The organism is Krasilnikovia cinnamomea (assembly GCF_004217545.1).
Lineage (GTDB): Bacteria > Actinomycetota > Actinomycetes > Mycobacteriales > Micromonosporaceae > Actinoplanes > Actinoplanes cinnamomeus.
The window spans coordinates 3,157,075-3,176,933 of record NZ_SHKY01000001.1; the positions used below are offsets into that span (position 1 = coordinate 3,157,075).

Consider the following 19,859-nt stretch of genomic DNA (forward strand, 5'->3'; position numbering starts at 1 on the left):
GCGCCTGCCGGTTCCACCTCGATTTCAGCGGGCTCAGCTCGGCGCGGGCACCGGGGTGGGGGTCTCGACGAGCCGGGACAGCACCACCATGCTGCGGGTCGAGGTGACGAACGGCTCGGCGCGCAGCCGTTCCAGGGCCTGTTCCAGGTGGCCGATGTCGGCGGCGCGCAGGTGCACGAGCGCGTCGGCCTGCCCGGACACGGTGTACGCCCCGACCACCTCGGGGTGGCGCCGGGTCGCGACCGTGATCTGCGCGGGGGTGGTCCGGCCGGTGCAGAACAGCTCCACGAACGCCTCGGTGGTCCAGCCCACGGCGGCCGGTTCGATGACGGTGGTGAATCCCTTGATGACCCCGCTGGAGCGCAGGCGGTCGACGCGTCGCTTCACGGCCGGCGCCGACAGGGACACCTTGGCCCCGATCTCGGCGTAGGACGCGCGCGCGTCATTCACGAGCAACGCAATGATTCGCTGGTCTACGGCGTCCATCTGCAACGATTCGTCTCCGACGAGCAAGGCTTCGACCTGTTTCGTTCCTCCCAGCGTACCTACCCTTTACCTCATGAGTCACACGGAGCGGATGCCGCGTACCCGGACATATCTGATGTGCCCGCCGGAGCACTTCACGGTCGAGTACGCCATCAATCCCTGGATGGACACCACCGCTCCGGTCGACCCGGTGCTCGCCCTCAAGCAGTGGCAGATGCTGCACGACACGCTGGCCGAACTCGGGCACCAGGTGCACGTGCTCGACCCGCAGCCCGGCCTGCCCGACATGGTGTTCGCCGCCAACGGTGCCTTCTCCGTCGACGGCACCGTGTACGGCGCCCGCTTCAAGCACCCGCAGCGCGCCGCCGAGGCCGCCTTCCACCAGCTCTTCTACGCCCAGGGCGCGTGGCGGTTCGCCGACCCGGCGTTCGTCAACGAGGGCGAGGGCGACTTCGCGTACCTGCCGAACGCCTACGGCGGGCTGATCCTCGCCGGGTACGGCTTCCGCACCGACCCGGCCGCGCACGCCGAGGCGCAGGAGATCCTGGGCCGCCCGGTGGTCTCGCTCAAGCTGGTCGACCCGGCCTACTACCACCTGGACACCGCGCTGGCGGCGCTCGACGACCGGAACGTCACGTACTTCCCGGACGCCTTCTCCCCCGCCTCCCAGCGGGTCCTCAGCCAGCTGTTCCCGGACGCGGTGCTCGCCGACCGGGCCGACGCGGAGGCGTTCGGCCTCAACCTGGTCAGCGACGGCCGCAACGTCGTGCTGAATACCGAGGCGGCCGGCATGGCCGACAAGGTGCGGGCGGCCGGATACACCCCGGTGACGGTCGACCTCTCCGAACTCAAGCGCGGCGGTGGCAGCGTCAAGTGCGCCGTCGCCGAACTCCGCCCCTGATCACTTCCCGTCGAGCAGGGCCAGGAACTCGGCGGCGGTTAATCCAGCCTGCCGCAGGATCGAGGCGAGGGTTCCGCGCTTGATCGTCGCGTGCTGAGGTACGACCACAACGTTGCCCTGGGCGTGGCGATACACGCTGTGGCTGCCTTTGGTCCGTACGTGAACGAAGCCGCTTTGGTGAGCGCTTGGATGACCTTACGGAGCGGGAGGTCTGCCAGCGCAGGACTCACGCAGCCCGCTCCACCTGAAACGAGGTCACCAGCGGCGTGGCCTCGATGGCGGGGGCTGCCACCTCGTCGAGGAAGACCTCGACGGCCTCCCGCAGGTTGGCGAGCGCCGCGTCCAGCGTTTCGCCCTGACTGGCTACGTCCAACTCCAGACAACGGGCGACGTACCAGTCGTCCTCTTGGTGCACCGCCGCGGTGAATGTCCGTACCATCGACCCCCCTCAGCCTGCGGGTCTCATCGTACGGTCCTGGAGGTAGTCGCAGGGTGACGCCCGTGGCGAATAGCTCGCGGCCGTGCGGGAAGATGGAACGCATGACCGACGACACCCCCACCCCTGAGAAGAGTGACGACGGCTCCGTCATCGTCGTGGGTCCCGATGGCCGCCCGATGGGCACGGTCGACTCCAACGGCGACGTCAGCCCGGAGGACCCCGGCAACCTGATCGAGCAGCCGGCCAAGGTCATGCGCATCGGCAGCATGATCAAGCAGCTGCTGGAGGAGGTCCGCGCCGCGCCGCTCGACGAGGCCAGCCGGGGCCGCCTGCGGGAGATCCACCAGCGCTCGATCAAGGAGCTGGAGGACGGCCTCGCGCCGGAACTGCAGGACGAGCTGGAGCGCCTGTCCCTGCCGTTCACCGGCGACACCCCGCCCAGCGAGGGCGAGCTGCGCATCGCCCAGGCTCAGCTGGTGGGCTGGCTGGAGGGCCTGTTCCACGGCATCCAGGCGGCGCTGGTCGCCCAGCAGATGGCGGCCCGCCTGCAGCTGGAGCAGATGCGCTCGGGACGCCCGGCGCTGCCGGTCGGCCCGAACGGCATCGTCCCCGGCATGCCGGGCGCGCCCGGCCCCGGCGGCGAGGGCCCGTCGCACAGCACCGGCCAGTACCTCTAAAAGCCAGTACCTCTAAGAGAAGAGCCGCTCCAGGTACGCCGCCACCCCGTCCTCGTCGTTCGTGAGCGTCACCTCGTCGGCGACCTCACGGACGGCGGGGTGGGCGTTGCCCATCGCGACGGACCGGCCCGCCCAGCTCAGCATCGGTACGTCGTTGGGCATGTCGCCGAACGCCACGACGTCCGCCGCCGTGAACCCCTCCCGCTCGCACAGCCACGCCAGCCCGGCCGCCTTGGTCACCCCCGCCGCGGAGATCTCCACCAGCGCGGCCGACGAGGAGTGCGTGGCCTCGGCCAGCCCGGCCAGGGTGTGCCCGACGAGCGTGTAGAAGTCGTCCGGTTCGTGGGCGACCGACCGGGCCAGCAGCTTCACCGCCGGAACGGTGGTCAGCTCCTCGGGCGTGGCGAGCACCCGTACGTTGCGGTGCTCGGCCTCCCAGGTCATCGGCCACCGTTCCTCGTACCAGAACTTGCGGCCGTCCTCGACCTCGACGGCCAGCGCGACGTCCGGGATGGCCTCGCGCAGCCGCTTGGTCACCTCCAGCAGCAGCTCGACCTCGAGCGGGGCGGCGCGCAGCACGTGATCGGTGTCGGGGTCGTAGACGATCGCCCCGTTCGCGCAGATCGCGGGCAGCGGCTCGGCCAACTGGTCGTAGAGCTGCCGGAGCCAGCGCAGCGGCCGCCCGGTGACCAGCACGGTCGGCACCCCCTGCCGAACCAGCCGGTCGAGCACCTCAGCGGTACGCGGGCTGAGCGAGCCGTCGGTGCGGATCAGGGTGCCATCAATGTCGGAGGCGACGAGGCGGACCGGCGGCGGAGCTGACATCACCTCGACAGTAGCTTGTCCAGGAACACGGCCACTCCGTCGGCGTCGTTGGTCAGGGTCACCTCGTCCGCGGCGGCGAGGATCGACGGGTGGGCGTTGGCTACCGCCACCCGGCCCCAGCCCGCCCAGCCGAACATCGGCAGGTCGTTCGGCATGTCCCCGAACACCAGCACGTCACCGGGATCGATGCCGACCGACTGCGCCACCACCGCCAGGCCCGAAGCCTTGTCCACCCCGGGCGGGCAGATCTCGACGAAGTTCATGCCGGCCTGGGTGACCGACGCCACCTCGGGCGGCACGATCCGCTGCGCGGTGGCCAGCAGGTCGTCGACGTCGCAGTCGGCGCAGCGGGCGAACGCCTTGATCACGTCCACGGCGACGCACGCCTCGCGCGGACGTTCCTCGATCACCACCGGATAGCGCCAGGTGGGGTCGCGGTCGCCCCACAGCGGGGCGTCGTCGTGCTCGAGCGCCTCCACCAGCACGGACAGCGGCCCGACGGCGGCCTCCAGGTCGGCCAGGATGCCGGCGAGGGCGCGCCCGGACAGCCGCCGGGTGTGCAGGGTGACCGGTTCGTCCGGGTGGCTGTGGTCGACCACCCAGCCGCCCTGGGCTAGGACGAGGAACTCCGCGGCGCGGATGTCGGAGCGGGTCAGCCCGGTCAGCCGGGGACCCCGGCCGGTGGCGCCGACCACCCGGATCCCGGCGGCCCGGACCCGATCGAGGACCTCATGGGTGTACGGGGACACGGTGTCGTCGCTGCGCACCAGCGTGCCGTCGAGATCGGTGGCGATGAGCTTCGGCAAGCCGGGCTTGACCATCTCTACCTCCGAGGGTCGGATACCCCCGCGGAGGGCGGAAGGAGAAGGCTACACCCGGCCTGCCACCTGCGACCATTACGTTTGGTGGCCGCCGTATTTCGATCCCGTTAGCGGACGGGTTCCAGCACGTCGCGCCCGCCCAGGAACGGCTGCAGCGCCTTGGGCACCCGCACCGAGCCGTCCGGCAGCTGGTGGTTCTCCAGGATCGGGATGAGCCAGCGGGTGGTGGCGAGGGTGCCGTTCAGCGTGGCCGCGGTCTGCGGTTTGCCGTCTTCGTCGCGGTAGCGGATGTTGAGCCGCCGCGCCTGGAAGGTGGTGCAGTTCGAGGTCGAGGTGACCTCCCGGTAGCGCTGCTGCGACGGCACCCACGCCTCGCAGTCGTACTTGCGGGCCGCGCTGGTGCCGAGGTCGCCCGCGGCCACGTCGATCACCCGGTACGGGATCTCGACCTTGGCCAGCATCTCCTCCTCCATGGCCAGCAGCTTCAGGTGCTCCGCCTGGGCGTCCTCCGGGCGGCAGAACGAGAACATCTCCACCTTGTCGAACTGGTGCACCCGCAGGATCCCGCGCACGTCCCGGCCGTGCGACCCGGCCTCCCGCCGGAAACACGACGACCAGCCCGCGTACCGCTGCGGGCCGTCGAGCTCCAAGATCTCGTTCGAGTGGTACGCCGCCAGCGCCACCTCCGAGGTGCCGACGAGGTAGAGGTCGTCGGCCTCCAGCCGGTAGATCTCGCTGGCGTGTGCGCCGAGGAAGCCCGTACCCTCCATCGACTCGGGCTTGACCAGCACCGGCGTGATCGACGGCGTGAAGCCGTGCTCGACCGCCTGCTGGATCGCCATCTGCAGCAGCGCGAGCTGCAGCAGCGCGCCCACCCCGGTCAGGTAGTAGAACCGCGAGCCCGACACCTTCGCGCCGCGCTCGGTGTCGATCGCCCGCAGCCCCTCACCCAGCTCCAGGTGGTCCTTGGGCTCGGGGATGTCCGGGATCTGCCCGACCTCGCGCAGCACCACGAAGTCGTCCTCGCCGCCGGGTGGCACCCCGTCCTGGACCAGGTTGGGCACGGCCAGATGCGCCCGGCGCAGTGCCTGGTCGGCGTCGGTCGCGGCGGCCTCGGCCGCCTTCACCTCGGCAGCCAGTTCTTTGGTACGCGCCAGCAGCGCGGCCCGTTCGTCGCCGGTGGCCTTCGGCACCTGCTTGCCCAGGGACTTCTGCTCCGCCCGTACAGCCTCGAAGCGCTGGGTGGCGGCCCGGCGCTCCTCGTCGGCGCGCAGCAGGTCGTCGACCACCGTGGTCGGTTCGCCGCGCAGGCGCTGGCTGGCACGGATCGGCTCGGGGTCCTCGCGGAGCAGACGCAGGTCAATCACGGTAGTTGAGCCTACCGGCGCCCCCGGCCCTCGTTCAGCCTGATATCGCCTGCCGTCCCGATCAGGCCGACTCGTCGCGTTCCGCCGACTCGGGCGGCAACGGCTGGGCCGAGGTGACGGTGAGGCCGTACGGCGCCTCCGGGGGCCCCTCGTCGTCGGTGTCGCGGGGCCGCCGCCACGACCACACCGTGGGTGCGGCCGCCTCGTCAGCGCCGTCGGCGGGCTCGCGCTCCGCGCCGGGTTCGAGGTGCCGGCCCGCCAGGTACAGCGCCAGCATGACGGCCGCGACCCCGAACAGCGCACACCAGATTCCCCGCCCGTACGTCAGCTTCAACTGGTCGTCGCCGAGCTGGACGGTGAAGACGCTGCCCAGTACCCCGCTGGCGTGGCGCAGGTGGGCCGTCGCGGCGGCCAGCAGGGCGAGCAGGACCCCGGCGGTGCTGAGCCCGACCAGCCGGGCGTACCGGCGGCCGGTACGCGGGCCGAACAGCACCAGCACCACGGCCGTGACCAGCGGGAACAGCCCCACGAGATAGCCGCCACCCCACGCGCCCAGGTCGGCGACCGTGGCGGACAGCGGCTTGGTGCCGACCTGGCCGTCGCCGAAGACGGTGGCGTCCACCGCGGTGACCTGCCATTCGGAGATCAGCGACGCGCCCAGCGCGACGCCGCCCAGCGCGGCGGCCAGCGGCACGAGTCGCCGGTCCGCGGCCAGCCCGCCGGCCCAGTCGGCGAGGCGCCGTCGCGGCCGCTCCGGACCCGACTCGTCGTCGTGGCCGAACTCGACCACCGATGGCTGTTCCCCGGCCGGCATGAGATCCATCATGGCCCGGTCCGGCCTCGGCGGCCAGCACACCACGAATGGACTAGCGTCTGGTACATGCCTATTCGCACTGCATCAGCCCGCTGGTCCGGCAACCTCACCGAAGGCACCGGAACGATCAAGACCGGCAAGGGTGGCCTGTCCGGGAACTACTCCTTCGCGTCGCGGTTCGAGGAGGGCCAGGGGACGAACCCCGAGGAGCTCATCGGCGCCGCGCACGCCGGCTGCTTCTCGATGGCCTTCTCCAAGGGCCTCGCCGACGCGGGTTTCACCCCCACCTCGGTCGACACCACCGCGAAGGTCCACCTGGACAAGACCGACGCCGGGATGACCGTCACCCGCATCGAGCTGGAGACGGTCGGCGACGTGCCGGGCATCGACGACGGCACGTTCCAGAAGATCGCCCTCGGCGCCAAGGAGAACTGCCCGATCTCGCGCCTGCTCTCCCCCGGCGCCGAGATCAGCCTGAACGCCTCGCTGGCCTGATCCACACGCGGCCGGTGTGCTCGCGTGTCTGTCCGACACCCGACCGCACCGGCCGCGCCGATCGTCCCCCGGTGTGCGCCGGTGGCGCACAATGGGCGTTGTGCCGGTCGAGATGAGCCGTGAGCGCTTCGAGGAGCTGGTGGGTCAGGCCCTCGACGACGTACCGGTCGAGCTGCTCAACCTCATGGACAACGTCGTGATCCTGGTCGAGGACGCGCCCCCGGACGGCGAGGAAGAGCTACTCGGCCTGTACGAGGGGCACGCGCTCACCGAGCGCGGCTGGGACTACGCCGGGGTGCTGCCGGACCGGATCACGATCTACCGCCGGCCGACCCTGAACGTCTGCGACACGGAGGCCGACGTCATCGAGGAGGTGGCGATCACGGTCGTGCACGAGATCGCCCACCATTTCGGCATCGATGATCACCGCCTGCATGAGCTGGGTTGGGGCTGAACGGCCGGTGACGGTGTTGTGACCTGCTTCTACGCTTGGTCGCACACCAACACGGAAGGGTCCCCCAATGCGCAGTGACCTGTTCTCGGCGGAAAACCTCGAGAAGGAGTCGGCCCAGCCCGGCCTGCGGCTGCAGAACTCCAAGCTGCTCAAGGCGGAGCTGAACGGCGAGTTCATGGCGCGGACCGGCTCGATGGTCGCGTACCAGGGACAGGTCCAGTTCGAGGCGCTCGGCTCCGGCGGGCTCGGCAAGTTCCTCAAGCAGAAGCTGACCGGCGAGGGCGTACCGCTGATGCGGGTGAGCGGCCGCGGTGACGTCTTCCTGGCCGAGGCGGCCGCCGACATCCACCTCATCGACCTGGAGCAGGGCGACGCCCTGTCGATCAACGGCGCCAACGTGCTGGCGTTCGACTCGACGCTGCAGTACGACATCAAGATGGTCCAGGGCGCGGGCATGATGTCCAACGCCGGCCTGTTCAACTGCGTCTTCACCGGATACGGCCGGATCGCGGTCACCACCAAGGGCACCCCCGTGGTGCTGACGGTGGACCAGCCCACGTACGTGGACCCGCAGGCCGCGATCTGCTGGTCGGCGAACCTGCAGACCGGCTACCACCGCGCGGAGCAGCTCGGCCTCGGCACGCTGATGGGCCGCACCACCGGTGAGCGGTTCACGATGAGCTTCGCGGGCCAGGGCTTTGTCGTGGTGCAGCCCTCCGAGGAGCCTCCGGGCGGCCTGGCGGGTGCCGGCGCGGGCCAGCAGCAGCAACAGGGCGGACTCCTCGGCGGCCTGCTCGGCTGACCGCCGCCGTACTCGCGGCGTGCGCTCCTGCGGCCGGATCTTGAAGAGCTCGGGTGCGGAACTGACCCGAACTCTTCAACGTTCCCCGTCGATTTCAGGCTGGCTCGCCTGCGCGTAGGCGAGCCAGCCACGCCGCGCTGTCGGCGAAGTCGCGATTGGACAGTCCGGTCGGCGGTTCCGCCGGCCGGACTGCCTCGGCGGCCGACCATCGGTGGCGCGGATAGCTGCCGAGGAAGCGCACGTCGGCGCAGATCCGGCGCAGTCCCTGCAGCGCCTCGCCCAGCCGGGGCTCGGCGACGTGCCCGGTGCAGTCGAGGAAGAACACGTAGATGCCGAGCTGCTCGCCCGTGGGGCGGGACTCGATGCGGCTCAGGTTGATGCCCCGGACGGCGAGCTCGGTCAGCACCGCCAGCAGCGCACCGACGCGGTCGTGGGCGATCGAGACCGCCAGCGACGTGATGTCGTCGCCGGTCGGGGCGGCCGGGGGCGCGGGCCGCGACAGCAGCGCGAACCGGGTGACCGCGTCCGGGCGGTCGGCGATCTTGTCGGCGAGCACGCTCAGCTTGTTGCGGGGCACGCCGATCGGCGCGCAGATCGCGGCGTCGTACTCCCCCGCCCCGGCGGCGATCGCGGCGGCCGCGTTGGACAGCACGTCGACGACCACGGCATCGGGCAGATGCGTACGCAGGAAGGCGCGGCACTGGGCGGACGCCTGCGGATGCGCCGCGACCGTACGGATCTCGTGCAGCGGGATCAGCCGCGGCGCCGCCAGCTGGAACTCGACCGGCAGCACGACCTCCCGCGTGATCACCAACGGGCTGCCGGTGGCCAGCTCGTCGAGGGTGACCGGTACGGCACCGCCCACCGAGTTCTCCAGCGGCACGAGCGCGGCGTCGGCCTCGCCGGAGCGCACCGCGTCGAGCGCCTCCGGCACGCTGCGGGCGGGAGTACGGCTGCCGCGCTCGGCGGCGGGGATGGTGCGCAGCGCCTGCTCCGTGAAGGTCCCTTCGGGACCGAGGTAGACGAATCGGGTCGGCGGGGTTCCCGGCATGGGCCCAGCTTAATGACGCGCGCCGGCCACGGTCCGCCGCCCGGGTGCCGTCACCGGCTCGGCACGCCGGTCCCGGCCAGCGCCTCCTGCACGCTGTCGAGCAGGCTGTCGGTGGTGAACGGCTTGTGCAGCAGAATCCCGCCGGTGGCCCGCCCCACCCCGGCGTTGCCGTCGGTGTAGCCGGACACGAACAGCACCGGGATGTCCGGCTGGCGGTCCTTGATCCGCTGCGCCAGTTCCGGCCCGGACATCTGCGGCATGAGCACGTCCGTCAGCAGCAGGTCGAACGGTTCGTCGGCGAGTTTCAACGCCCCCTCCGGATCCGCGGCCGGTACGGGCTTGTACCCGTTGCGGTCGAGGATGCGCACCATGAGTTCGCGGACGGTCTCGTCGTCGTCGACCACCAGCACCCGTTCGCCGTTGCCGTGGGCGGTGGGGCGGTCCGCCACGGTGGCGGTGGGCTGGTCGGACACCTCCGCGGCCGGGAACAGCACGGAGAAGGTGGTGCCGACGTGCAGTTCGGAGGCGATCCGGATGCTGCCGCCGGCGTCGGTGACGATGCCGTAGACGGTGGCCAGCCCGAGCCCCGTACCCTCGTGTTTCGCCTTCGTGGTGAAGAACGGTTCGAAGACCCGGTTGACCACCTCGGGCGCCATGCCGGTCCCGGTGTCGTTGACGGTCAGCCGGATGTAGCGGCCCGACAGCGGTGGTGGCGCGTAGCCGACCTCGTCGGAGCTGATCTCGACGTGATCCACCTCCATCACCAGCACGCCGCCGTCGGGCATGGCGTCGCGGGCGTTGATGACGAGGTTGAACAGGACCTGGTCGATGCTGCTGCGGTCGGCGATGATCGTGGTCGGCTGCTCGCCGGTGCGGGTGACGAGCTGAATGTGCCCACCCAGCGTGCGGGAGAACAGGTCGTTGGCCTCGGCGACGACGTCGTTGAGGTCGATGATGGCGGGCTCGGTGCGTTCACTGCGGGCGAAGACGAGCAGCTGGTGGGTGAGCCGGCGGGCCCGTTCGGCGGCCCGCAGCACCCGGGCCAGGTCGTCGCGGGCCTCGCTGTCGGTCGGGATCTGCTCGGCGGCGAACTGGCTGTAGTTGAGGATGATCGCCAGCAGGTTGTTGAAGTCGTGCGCGATGCCGCCGGCGAGCTGGCCGAGGCTCTCCAGGCGCTGCGCGGTCTGCGTACGCTCCAGCGCGGCCCGCTCCTTGGCGCCGGCCCGCTTGCGGGCGGTGATGTCGTGCTCGATCGAGGCCACGGCCGTCACGTTCCCGGCCGGGTCGCGGACCGGGGCGAGCATGACCGAGACGTCGAACGGCGTGCCGTCGTGGCGTACCCGGGTGACCTCGATCTGGTCGCTGCGCCGCCCCTGGGCCGCCTCGGCGAACATCGCCAGCAGTGCCGTGCCGTCGTCGGGCGGCGCGAGCATCTGGATGCTGGACCCGATCGCCGCGGCCCTGGTGTAGCCGTAGATCTCCTCGGCGCCCCGGTTCCAGGTGGTGATCGTTCCTTCGGGGGTCGCGGTGTAGACCGCGTCGCTGGAGGCTTCCAGGACCGCGGCCAGCATCACCTGATCCTTGACGGCCTCGGCGGAGTTGAATTCGAGCAGGCGGCGATGGCTGGCGATGACGACGCAGATGGCCGTGGCCACGAGCGTGACCGCGATGCGCAGGACCTGGTCCGGCGTGCCCCACAGGCCCTGGTAGGACGAGACGACGATGACGAGCGTCGTGGCGTACGTGCCGATCAGGGCCACCACGGTCGGGCTGCCGGACACCGCCGCGAAGCAGGGGCCGAGCGCGATGAAGCCGAACGACAGCAGGTGCGGCTCGGCGCTCAGGCTGAAGATGGCCAGGCCGCTGGTCGCCACCATCGGCATGATCCAAGGGTTGAGACGACGGGAACCGGGGCCGCCGCCTGACGTGGCCCGGGTTCCCCTGCTCATCACGATGTCCCTTCGGAGGCGCACCATGCTTGGACCAGGCCCAACATTACGCTCATATCGGGTGTAACGGGCGTCTATCGACGATGCGCGAGCGCCGACCGGCCTTCCGGACGGTGTGCCGGTCAGAAGCCGCAGGCCCGGACCCGTATGCCGGGTGGTGCGTCGGCCTGAACCTGGTCGCTGCACACGTCCGCGCCGGCCTCGACCAGCCGTAACGCACTGGGTTTACCCCGGCTGACGACAAATAACGGTTCGTCCTGCTCCGCGTTCTCGGCGGCCAGCCGCACCGTGGTGAACTGCCACGACTCCGCGCAGAACGGGCCCTCGGCCACCTTCAGGGGTGCGTCCGGGATACCCGGCTTCCCGTTGATCAGGGCCAGCACCTGCTGCCCGGTGGGCCCCTTCGCGCACGGACCGGCCGGTGACGGCGGCGGAGTGGTCGTGGGGGCGGCGGTCGTCCTCGGCGGCGTCGGGAAAGTCGGCGCCACCCCGGTCGGCAGCCCTCCGGCCGGCACACCCGGCACGCTCACGCTTGGCACCCCGGGCATCCCCACCGACGGGTACGCCGATGCCGGCGGCGCGCTGGGGGCGCCGGGCGGCGCCGTGGGCAGGGGTTGCGGAGGCGCCCCACCGCAACCGGCGAGCGCGGCCAGCGTGCCGCACACCAGCAGGCGGGCGGCGGTACGGCGTGCGCGCGGGCGTGCCACGGGCCCATGGTAGGGCCTCACGACGGTCGATGTCAGTCGGCGATACGGTGCCCCGCCGCGGCGAGGGTGTCCATCGCCTCGCGCAGCCGCACCGTCGGGACCAGCAGATAGTCCGTGTCGTACGTGGAGAAGGTGACGATGTTGACCCGCGCCTCGGCCAGCGGCCCGATGAGCGAGGCCAGCACACCGGTCAGGGCGAGGTCGAGCGGGCCGACCACGCGCAGGGCGCGCCACGGCGTCTCCGCGACCGCGTCGGCGGGCGCCCGGTCGGCCGGGCAGATGACGGACAGCTCGTCGGGGGCCCAGGTCACCGAGATGACCCCCTTGTCGTCCGGCCCGCTGCTCAACGAGGCGGGCAGGGCGGATCCGGCTGGGAGCCGGCACACCGCGTACTCCTCCGGCAGCAGCTCCAGATCCAACATGAGGGAAGACTACGTTCCCCGCGTGCTTCGCCCAATGCCTCGCGGGTGCGTTGATCGCCACAACCAGACATCCGGCCACGGCCGGTCAGTACCGGACTGCGGAGAGGAACGTCAGTGAGGCGACGACGTGGCCGCCCTGCCAGAGCGGGGTGGCGATCGCGTCGACGGTCAGGTGCGCCGGGTCGGTGGCCGGCTGCAGCCGCATGAGGCCGCGGGCGAGCCGCTGGCTGCGGATGGCCAGCAGCGGCGGGATCTTCTCCACCTCGGGCTCGGACAACTCGCCCGCGCCCGCGGTGAAGTCGATGAGCCGCAGCACGCCGCCCAGCAGGGGCTGGCCCACCGCGTCGGCGGGGGCACCGAGGCCGAGCAGCTCGCTGCCCGACGGCGAGATCGCGAGGATCCGGGAGGTCACGTCGATGACCAGGCACGGCTCGGCCGCAGCCGTCACCGTCGACGTCCATCGGTCGATGCCGCCGACGAACTCGGCCTCCGCCGGGGTCCGCGCCTGCGGCACGAACGCGCCCGAGAGTGAGAGTTCGACGTGCGCCACCCGCACCTCCCTGTAAGTCCGCGCACGGGTTCGTGCACTGACTCCGAACGTTACCGGCGGGCCGAACGCTTGTCAGCGGCCGTTTGTCCGGTGCCGTGCCAGCGATAGTCGCCACCCGGGCGGTACGGCGCGTTCGACCAGGTGTCGGGGCGGCGGGCGACGGCGGAGAGCTTCCCGGCGGTGGCCGAGGAGATGCGCGCCCCGCCCGCGATGAGCAGCCGGTCCAGCTCCTTGTGGGTGGCCACGAGGCAGTCCTTGGGCAGGCCGTGCACGCTGATCACGCCGGAACCGACGAACGCCAGCACGGGACTCACCGGCACGGAGAGCCCGACCGCGGCGGACATCGCGCGGGCGGCGCGCTTCGCGTCCCGGCGCGCCTCGGTGACGTACGCGGGACGCTTGCCGTTGATCTGCACGACGTCACCGGCGATGAGCACGCGGGCGCGGCCGTGGTCGGCGACCGTGACCGCGTACACGCCGCCCGGGCCGATCGCGAGGAAGCCCGCGCGGTCGTCGACCGGGTCGGGTTCGTACATGCCGACGGAGTCGGTGCGCGGCCAGTCGACGATGTGCCAGGCGGGACCGAGCCGGTCCAGGCGGGTGAGCGCGCGGGCACCGGCGGCCTCCACGCGGCGGGCCTCCCGCTCGGCGCGGCGGCGGCGGGCCCAGTCGAACGGGCTGAGGCGGGGCACCTCCAGCGCGGCGGGTGGCGCGTCGCGGTGCGGGCCCCGGACGGGGGTGAGGGCTTTGCTGGGAACGGGCAGGGTGGCGGGGCGGGCGGAGAAGACAGTCACTGCGACCTCCGGCAAAAGGTCCATCGGGCTCTCTTGTCACTACGGTAGGTGTTCAACCCCACACGGAAGCAAGACGTCCGACGGGACTGAAAGCGGAGTGAGTGGGGATGAATGCCACATTCATGCCCAGCCCCTTCTTGCTCATGATGCATTCCGCGCCTCGGTCTCCCCACAGGACTCGGTAGTCGTCACCAAGTTAGCCTCACCTACCTCCCGAGCGCAGCCCTGTCCCACGATTCCGCCGCACAACGTCACCTGGCGAGCGCGGCGCGTACCCAAACCCGGGGTCGGCGGTGGCCTAGGCTCGGGCCTGTGACCGGCCATGTCGACAGCGAGGTCAGCCCACTGCGTACGGTCCTGCTGCACCGGCCGGGGCCGGAACTGGCGCGGCTGACGCCGCGGAACAACGACTCGCTGCTCTTCGACGCGATCCCCTGGGTGGGCCGCGCGCAGGAGGAGCACGACGCGTTCGCCGCGGCGCTGCGCGGGCGCGGCGTCGAGGTGCTCTACCTCGGCCAGCTACTCGCCGAGACGCTGGCCGTGCCCGAGGCGCGGGCCCTGCTCACCGCCGACGTGCTGGACACCCCCCGGCTGGGCGACACCCTGCGCGAACGGGTCGCCGCCCACCTGGCCGACCTGGGCCCGCCCGAGCTGGCCCGGGTGCTCATGGCCGGGCTCGCCCACGAGGAGGTCAAGCCCGGCCCCGGCCGCCCCGGCGGGCTGGTCTACCAACTCATGGACTCCCACGACTTCGTCATCGACCCGTTGCCCAACCTGCTGTTCACCCGCGACTCCTCGGTCTGGATCTCCGACCGGGTGGCGGTCACCAGCCTCGCCATGCCGGCCCGCCGCCGGGAGACCACCCTGACCGGGGCGATCTACCGGCACCATCCCCGGTTCGCGGGCACCGAGCTGCTCTACACCCCCGAGCTGGAACACGTCGAGGGCGGCGACGTGCTGCTGCTGGCGCCGGGGATCCTGGCCGTCGGGGTCGGCGAGCGGACCACCCCGGCCGGTGCGGAACGGCTGGCCCGCCGCGTCTTCGCCGCCGGGCTGGCGCACACCATCCTCGCGGTGCCGATCGCGCAGGAGCGGGCCACGATGCACCTCGACACGGTGTGCACGATGGTCGACGTCGACGCGGTCGTGATGTACCCGAACGTCGCGGACACCCTGCGGGCGTACCTGGTCACGGCCGGGCCGGACGGGGCGCCGGAGGCCGCCGGGCCGCAGCCGTTCCTGGCCGCGGCGGCCGCCGCCATGGGCATCGACCGGCTGCGGGTCATCGACACCGGCCTGGACCCGGTCACCGCCGAGCGGGAACAGTGGGACGACGGCAACAACACCCTCGCCCTGGCGCCCCGGCTCTGCGTCGCGTACGAGCGCAACGTGGAAACGAACGCCCAGCTGGAGCGCGCGGGCATCGAGGTCATCGCGATCAGCGGCTCGGAGCTGGGCTCCGGGCGTGGCGGGCCGCGCTGCATGAGCTGCCCGATCTCCCGCACCCCACTCGACGCCACCGGGTGACCACGGCCGCCACCGGCGAGCCGGGCCCCTACCGGAGGGTGAGCTGGCGGCCGACGAGTCCCTGCTTGGCGCGCCGGGCGGCCGCGTCCAGCGGAGCCGTCTGGCCCAGCGTGTCCCGGTAGCGCTTCGCGAAGTCGGCCAGCGGCGCCTCCCAGTCGGCCGCCTCCAGCTCGCGGGGCACGTCCCAGACGGGTACGAGCAGCCCGTGGGCCCGGAACATCCCCGCGAACCGGGTCGCCTCGCCCAGGACCAGTTCCCCGGCCGCCGACAGCCGGGCCAGCGCGTCCAGCGCGGTGTCCTCCGGCTCGGCCATGACCCAGCGCACGTGTGCCTTGTCCGGCACCCGGCACCAGTACGCGGCGGGCGCGGCCGCCAGCCGTTCCGTGGGGTAGATGGAGGCGTTGGCCCGTTCCAGCGAGGCCGTCACGCTCGGGTCCTCGGCCTGCTCGGCGTCCAGCCAGTACTCGAAGCCCAGGTGCAGGGTGACGTCCAGCGGACCGTCGTCGAGGATGTCCTGCAGGCGTGGGCCCGGCCCGGGCAGGGCGGGCACCGCTACGGTCTCGCCCGGTTCGGTACGCAGCGCGCACAGGATCGCCACCGCCAGGTCGCGGGAGACGTCGCCGGACTGCACGTGCCGCTGCAGCCCGACGAAGACCTCGCCGTCGCGGCGGATCATCGCGGGCCACGCCATCGGCAGCACGGTGGAGAGGGTGACCGGGCGGTCGCCGTACTCCGCGGCGATCTCGGGCTTGAGGCGCAGTGGCGCCGAGGCGGCCGGGACCAGCTCGCGCAGCGCGATCCACTCCGGCTCGTCGGCGAGCCCCTCGAACGGCCGGGCGACGAAGATGTCGCGCACCTTCTGGCGCTTGGGCTCGGTCTGCGGGCCCTTTCGACGCTTGCTCATGGCGCATCAGCCTAGGCGCTGCGCCCGGCTGCACCCCGACGCGGCCCACCGTGTCGGCCGAGCGCGCCCCGCCAATGTGGGCGCCCGCTACCCCCGGGGCAGCCGGACCTCCGCCAGGGTGCCGCCGCCCTCGCGGGGGCGCAGCGCGACCCAGCCGCGCTGCCGCTCCACGATCCGGCGCACCAGGTAGAGGCCCAGGCCCGCGCCGGGGTGCCGGCGCCGATCGCCGGACTCGCCCTGCCAGTACCGTTCGAAGGCCCGTTCCACGTGCTCGGGGCGGATCCCGGCGCCGCGGTCGCAGACCCGGAACGTCACGGTCAGCTCGTCGGCCTCGGCATGCAACTCCACGGGCGTGTTCGCGGGCGAGTACTTGTCCGCGTTCGTGGCCAGCTCGGTCAGGATGGTGGCCAGGGAGGCGCGGTCGCCGTACGCCTTGGGCAGGTCGGCGGGCAGCGCGTCGAGCACGAGCCGGCGACGCAGGTCGGCGGGCAGCTCCTCGACGGCCTGCCGCAGCGCCTCGACCAGGTCGAACGGGCCGGGCGGGGTGCCGCCGACCTCACCCTCCTCGCTGGTCGCGGCGAGCAGCCGGTCCACCAGCCGGGCCAGCTCACCGGCGCGGGCCTCGATCACCCGGACCGCTTCCTGGCGCCCGCACTCGTCGAGGGAGTCCCAGTGGTTCGTCAGGGTGTCCGCGTACCCCTTGATCACGGTGACCGGGGTGCGCAGTTCGTGGCTGGTCACGGCGACGAACAGGTCCCGGTCCTCCTGGCGGCGGGCCAGCTCGGCGTCGTCGCCGTACGCGGGCAGGCCGTTGGGGTGGGTGTACAGGCGTCCGGCGACCGTCGCCAGCAGCTCCACCACGCTGTGCTGCTCGGGGCCGGGTGGCTCGGCGGCGTCGGTGAAGTACACGTACAGCGCGCCGACGATCGTGCCCCCGGCGTCCGCGCGTGCCGCCAGCACCCGGGGTACGTCCTCGGCCCCGAGCGGGCCGGTGAATTCGTCGTTCAGCGCGTTGGGGGTGACGAGCAGGCTGCGGTGCCGGGCCAGCTCGTCGTCGGCGCGGTGCACCCGGCGGCCCAGCGCGCAGGCACAGCTGCCGCAGGCGGCGATGATCCGGCCGTGGCCGGGGCCGTACTCGGCGAAGCCGGCGCCCGCGCCGCCGAGCACCTCCCGGGCCAGCCGCACGACGTCCTCGAGGAGGGCCACACCCGGGGCACCGGCGTTGATCCGGTCGAGGACGGCGAGTTGTCCCCGGGTCAGCGCGGTGTAGTCGGGTCGCTGGGGCATGTCTGCGAGTCTGCCTCGCTTCTGTAATTTTCGGCAGGGCGAGTGGTGGATCTTGGCCATCATGTCACTCGCACGGCCGACCCCTTCGCTCAGCCGACGCCGAGCCGGTCCAGCACGAACCGCGGCCGGTCGGTGATCACCCCGTCGACCCCCTGCGCGAGCGCCAGGTCGAGCTCGGCCTCGGTGTTGACGGTCCACACGTACGTGCCGTGCCCGGCCGCCCGCAGCGCCGCGACCAGCTGGGGCCGGGTGCGCAGCAGGCCGATGCCCGGACCGGCGATGCGCGCCCCGAACGGCAGGCGGCCCCGGCTCACCCCCGGGGGAAGGAGCTCCAGCAGGTACACCGTGGGGACGCCGGGGGCCAGGGTCCGGACGCGGCGCAGCGCGAGCGCGGCGAACGACATCACGGTCACCCGGACGGGGTCGTCCGGGCGGGGGGCGGCGAGGCCGTGGCGGCCCAGCAGCTCGACGAGGCGGCGCTCCACGTCGGCGCCGTACCGGGAGGGGTGTTTCGTCTCGATGAGCAGGCGGACCTCGCGCCCGCTGTCGCGCACGGCGCCGAGCAGCCGGTCGAGCGTGAGCAGCCGGGTGCGGTCGGGGTTCGGCGGGTCGTCCAGCGGGTCGTCGCCGGCCGACGGGTGCCAGGAGCCGAAGTCCAGCGCGTCCAGCTCCGCGAGGGTCTTGCCGCTGACCAGGCCGCGCCCGTTGCTGGTCCGGTCCAGCCGCCGGTCGTGCACGCAGACCAGATGCCCGTCGCGGGTGAGCCGCACGTCGCATTCCAGGCCGTCCGCCCCCTCGTCGAGGGCGCGCAGGTACGCCGCGAGCGTGTGCTCGGGCAGCGCCTCAGAGGAGCCGCGGTGCGCGAACACGAGCGGGCGGTCGGCGCTCACAGGACGTGGGCCGGCTGACCGTTCTCGCTGACCATGTCGCGGCCGACCGCGGCCCAGGACTGCATGCCGCCGTCGAGGTTGCGCACGTTGTCCCAGCCGTTGCCGGACAGGTACGACACCACCTGGCCGGAGCGGCCGCCGGAGCGGCACACCACCACCACGTCGGCGTCCTGCGGCACCTCGGCCATCCGCGCCGGGATCTCCATCATCGGTACGTGGTGAGCCCCGGGCGCGTGCCCGGCCGCCCACTCGTCGGGCTCCCGTACGTCGATGAGGTATGCGTCGGGGCCGACCTCGGCCGCGCCCACGCTGGGTACCTGTGGTCCGAACACGGCTCTCAGCCTAGGGCTATTTCTCGCTCGAGATGACATCCGGGTGGTTGACGATGAACTCGCCCACCTTGTCCTCCTGGACCGCCTTGAACATCTCCATGCTTTCGGGGGTGATGGTCTCCTGGCCCGCGCCGTTGCCCGCGAACGTGCCCTTGTTCGTGCGCAGCATCACCAGGTCGTTGGCGGCGATGCCCTTGAGTCCGAAGATGAAGTCCTGGACCGGCACCCCGCCGGTGTCGAGTACGAACGCCTTGCCCGCCGCCTTGATCAGCTGGGTGGCCTTGAGCGGGTTGGTCAGCGCCCCGCTGCTGCTGGCCTTCTTGGCCATCGCCTTGATGAGCTGCCGCTGGTTGTCCTGCCGGTCGTAGTCGCCGTTCTTGAGCCCGTACCGCTGGCGGGAGTAGTCGAGCGCCTCCCAGCCCTCCATGTTCTTGCAGCCGACCTCGTGCACGACGGGCTTGGTCGGCTTGCCGGTCTTGCGGGCCTCCGCGAGGAACAGCGCCTTTCCGTCGACCCAGACCATGTGGCGGGACTTGACCCGCTGCTTCACGCACATGCGTACGCCGCCCAGCGCCTCGATGACGCTCTTGAAGCCGGCGAAGTCGATGATCGCGGCGCCGTCGAAGCTCATCCCGGTGTTGGCCTTGATGGTCTGCGCCATCAGCTGTGCGCCGCCCGCCCAGCCGCCGCCGTTCTGCGCGCCGAAGAAGAACGCCGCATTGGCCTTGTTGGCGCCACCCGCGTAGTTGCTCCTGGCGAACGGGGGAATCTGCATATGGGTGTCACGCGGGATGGACACCAGGTACGCCTGGTCGTGGCTGGCCGGGATGTGCAGCACGATGATCGTGTCGGCGCGCAGATCGTCGACGGCCCAGCGCTTCCGCGCGTCGACGCCCAGCAGTAGCAGGTCGATCGGCCCCTTGAGCGGGTCGCCGCCCTTCCCCGCGCTCGACTTCTTGGAGTCGCCGATCAGGTCGTCCGTGGTGATCGCACCGGTGGCGCTCGCGATCACCATCTTGCTGCCGACGAGGCCCGCCGCGCTGCCCAGCATCAGCAGGGTGCCCAGCACGACGGTCAGGCGCGCCCAGAGCGGGCTGCGGCGCTTCTTGAGCGGCGGCGGGACCAGCCCGTCCTGACGGACGGCGGCGGCCCGATCCTGCGACTGGGGGGGTCGAGGTGGGGCGACCGTCATTCATGGCTCCAGAAGATCGGGAAGGGGGCCGAACCACTGTACGTTCAACTTCGATGTCGCGGGAGTCCTCCTGCGTTTCAACCCCGTGACACAGAGTGGTTACGTGCGGCGCGGGCTGGTGTTTTCCACCGGCCCGCGCCGAATGCCCGACCTGTGTGCCGCCTTTGTGCGGC

General features: G+C 71.8%; 24 protein-coding genes. 6 read left to right on the plus strand and 18 right to left on the minus strand.

Annotated features, from left to right (window positions below):
- Positions 1-33 precede the first annotated feature (33 nt).
- Positions 34-492, minus strand: a complete 459-nt coding sequence (locus tag EV385_RS14195) for an Lrp/AsnC family transcriptional regulator (protein ID WP_130513300.1) — start codon at positions 490-492, stop codon at positions 34-36.
- Positions 493-559: 67 nt separating this feature from the next.
- Here EV385_RS14195 and ddaH point away from each other — a divergent pair, with 67 nt between their 5' ends.
- Complete coding sequence (gene ddaH / locus EV385_RS14200; RefSeq protein ID WP_130509904.1) at positions 560-1,387, plus strand: dimethylargininase; 828 nt, start codon at positions 560-562, stop codon at positions 1,385-1,387.
- On the opposite strand, the gene EV385_RS34305 is transcribed toward ddaH, so the two are convergent.
- Positions 1,388-1,522 (minus strand): type II toxin-antitoxin system HicA family toxin, encoded by a 135-nt coding sequence (locus tag EV385_RS34305; protein ID WP_207229828.1) that lies wholly within the window; start codon positions 1,520-1,522, stop codon positions 1,388-1,390. It lies immediately after the preceding gene.
- A gap of 91 nt (positions 1,523-1,613) precedes the next feature.
- The gene (locus EV385_RS14210) at positions 1,614-1,826 is read right to left on the minus strand and encodes a type II toxin-antitoxin system HicB family antitoxin (protein WP_130509905.1); all 213 of its coding nucleotides are present in this window, start codon (positions 1,824-1,826) and stop codon (positions 1,614-1,616) included.
- Positions 1,827-1,927: 101 nt separating this feature from the next.
- Here EV385_RS14210 and EV385_RS14215 point away from each other — a divergent pair, with 101 nt between their 5' ends.
- The gene (locus tag EV385_RS14215) at positions 1,928-2,503 is read left to right on the plus strand and encodes a bacterial proteasome activator family protein (RefSeq protein WP_130509906.1); all 576 of its coding nucleotides are present in this window, start codon (positions 1,928-1,930) and stop codon (positions 2,501-2,503) included.
- A 12-nt stretch (positions 2,504-2,515) separates the two neighbouring features.
- On the opposite strand, the gene EV385_RS14220 is transcribed toward EV385_RS14215, so the two are convergent.
- The 4 genes from EV385_RS14220 to EV385_RS14235 form a co-directional block, all read right to left on the minus strand.
- The gene (locus EV385_RS14220) at positions 2,516-3,328 is read right to left on the minus strand and encodes a Cof-type HAD-IIB family hydrolase (RefSeq protein WP_130509907.1); all 813 of its coding nucleotides are present in this window, start codon (positions 3,326-3,328) and stop codon (positions 2,516-2,518) included.
- Positions 3,328-4,149 (minus strand): HAD family hydrolase, encoded by an 822-nt coding sequence (locus EV385_RS14225; protein WP_130509908.1) that lies wholly within the window; start codon positions 4,147-4,149, stop codon positions 3,328-3,330. The genes EV385_RS14220 and EV385_RS14225 overlap by 1 nt, the downstream gene beginning before the upstream one ends.
- Before the next feature lie 107 nt (positions 4,150-4,256).
- Positions 4,257-5,516, minus strand: a complete 1,260-nt coding sequence (serS, locus tag EV385_RS14230) for a serine--tRNA ligase (RefSeq protein WP_130509909.1) — start codon at positions 5,514-5,516, stop codon at positions 4,257-4,259.
- Positions 5,517-5,577: 61 nt separating this feature from the next.
- Positions 5,578-6,342 (minus strand): hypothetical protein, encoded by a 765-nt coding sequence (locus EV385_RS14235; protein ID WP_130509910.1) that lies wholly within the window; start codon positions 6,340-6,342, stop codon positions 5,578-5,580.
- A 54-nt stretch (positions 6,343-6,396) separates the two neighbouring features.
- Between EV385_RS14235 and EV385_RS14240 the strand changes: the two genes are divergently transcribed.
- The 3 genes from EV385_RS14240 to EV385_RS14250 all read left to right on the plus strand — a co-directional run bounded on the left by EV385_RS14240 (position 6,397) and on the right by EV385_RS14250 (position 8,081).
- Positions 6,397-6,825 (plus strand): OsmC family protein, encoded by a 429-nt coding sequence (locus EV385_RS14240; protein WP_130509911.1) that lies wholly within the window; start codon positions 6,397-6,399, stop codon positions 6,823-6,825.
- Positions 6,826-6,916: 91 nt separating this feature from the next.
- Complete coding sequence (locus EV385_RS14245) at positions 6,917-7,279, plus strand: metallopeptidase family protein (RefSeq protein WP_130509912.1); 363 nt, start codon at positions 6,917-6,919, stop codon at positions 7,277-7,279.
- A 67-nt stretch (positions 7,280-7,346) separates the two neighbouring features.
- Positions 7,347-8,081: an AIM24 family protein gene (locus EV385_RS14250; protein WP_130509913.1), complete on the plus strand. Its 735-nt coding sequence runs from the start codon at positions 7,347-7,349 to the stop codon at positions 8,079-8,081.
- A gap of 94 nt (positions 8,082-8,175) precedes the next feature.
- Here EV385_RS14250 and pheA read toward each other — a convergent pair whose 3' ends face one another.
- The 6 genes from pheA to EV385_RS14280 all read right to left on the minus strand — a co-directional run bounded on the left by pheA (position 8,176) and on the right by EV385_RS14280 (position 13,554).
- On the minus strand, positions 8,176-9,132 hold the full coding sequence (gene pheA, locus EV385_RS14255) for a prephenate dehydratase (protein WP_130509914.1): 957 nt from the start codon (positions 9,130-9,132) through the stop codon (positions 8,176-8,178).
- Between the two features lie 50 nt (positions 9,133-9,182).
- A complete protein-coding gene (locus EV385_RS14260) occupies positions 9,183-11,015 on the minus strand; it encodes a PAS domain S-box protein (protein WP_165449476.1) in 1,833 nt (610 codons plus the stop codon).
- Between the two features lie 188 nt (positions 11,016-11,203).
- Positions 11,204-11,788 carry a hypothetical protein gene (locus EV385_RS14265; RefSeq protein ID WP_130509916.1) on the minus strand — a complete coding sequence of 195 codons (585 nt, stop codon included), beginning with the start codon at positions 11,786-11,788 and terminating at the stop codon, positions 11,204-11,206.
- Between the two features lie 32 nt (positions 11,789-11,820).
- Positions 11,821-12,210 (minus strand): ACT domain-containing protein, encoded by a 390-nt coding sequence (locus EV385_RS14270; RefSeq protein WP_130509917.1) that lies wholly within the window; start codon positions 12,208-12,210, stop codon positions 11,821-11,823.
- 85 nt (positions 12,211-12,295) lie between these two features.
- On the minus strand, positions 12,296-12,760 hold the full coding sequence (locus EV385_RS14275) for a hypothetical protein (RefSeq protein ID WP_130509918.1): 465 nt from the start codon (positions 12,758-12,760) through the stop codon (positions 12,296-12,298).
- Between the two features lie 50 nt (positions 12,761-12,810).
- The gene (locus EV385_RS14280) at positions 12,811-13,554 is read right to left on the minus strand and encodes a hypothetical protein (protein ID WP_130509919.1); all 744 of its coding nucleotides are present in this window, start codon (positions 13,552-13,554) and stop codon (positions 12,811-12,813) included.
- A 312-nt stretch (positions 13,555-13,866) separates the two neighbouring features.
- Here EV385_RS14280 and EV385_RS14285 point away from each other — a divergent pair, with 312 nt between their 5' ends.
- The gene (locus EV385_RS14285) at positions 13,867-15,081 is read left to right on the plus strand and encodes an arginine deiminase (protein ID WP_130509920.1); all 1,215 of its coding nucleotides are present in this window, start codon (positions 13,867-13,869) and stop codon (positions 15,079-15,081) included.
- Between the two features lie 28 nt (positions 15,082-15,109).
- On the opposite strand, the gene EV385_RS14290 is transcribed toward EV385_RS14285, so the two are convergent.
- The 5 genes from EV385_RS14290 to EV385_RS14310 all read right to left on the minus strand — a co-directional run bounded on the left by EV385_RS14290 (position 15,110) and on the right by EV385_RS14310 (position 19,686).
- Positions 15,110-15,985, minus strand: a complete 876-nt coding sequence (locus EV385_RS14290) for a DUF5926 family protein (protein ID WP_130509921.1) — start codon at positions 15,983-15,985, stop codon at positions 15,110-15,112.
- A gap of 87 nt (positions 15,986-16,072) precedes the next feature.
- Complete coding sequence (locus EV385_RS14295) at positions 16,073-17,272, minus strand: sensor histidine kinase (RefSeq protein WP_130509922.1); 1,200 nt, start codon at positions 17,270-17,272, stop codon at positions 16,073-16,075.
- A gap of 89 nt (positions 17,273-17,361) precedes the next feature.
- The gene (locus EV385_RS14300; RefSeq protein ID WP_130509923.1) at positions 17,362-18,162 is read right to left on the minus strand and encodes a glycerophosphodiester phosphodiesterase; all 801 of its coding nucleotides are present in this window, start codon (positions 18,160-18,162) and stop codon (positions 17,362-17,364) included.
- Positions 18,159-18,494: a rhodanese-like domain-containing protein gene (locus EV385_RS14305; RefSeq protein WP_130509924.1), complete on the minus strand. Its 336-nt coding sequence runs from the start codon at positions 18,492-18,494 to the stop codon at positions 18,159-18,161. The genes EV385_RS14300 and EV385_RS14305 overlap by 4 nt, the downstream gene beginning before the upstream one ends.
- Positions 18,495-18,510: 16 nt before the next feature.
- Entirely contained in the window at positions 18,511-19,686 is a 1,176-nt protein-coding gene (locus tag EV385_RS14310; protein WP_130509925.1) for an LCP family protein, read from the minus strand.
- Positions 19,687-19,859 lie beyond the last annotated feature (173 nt).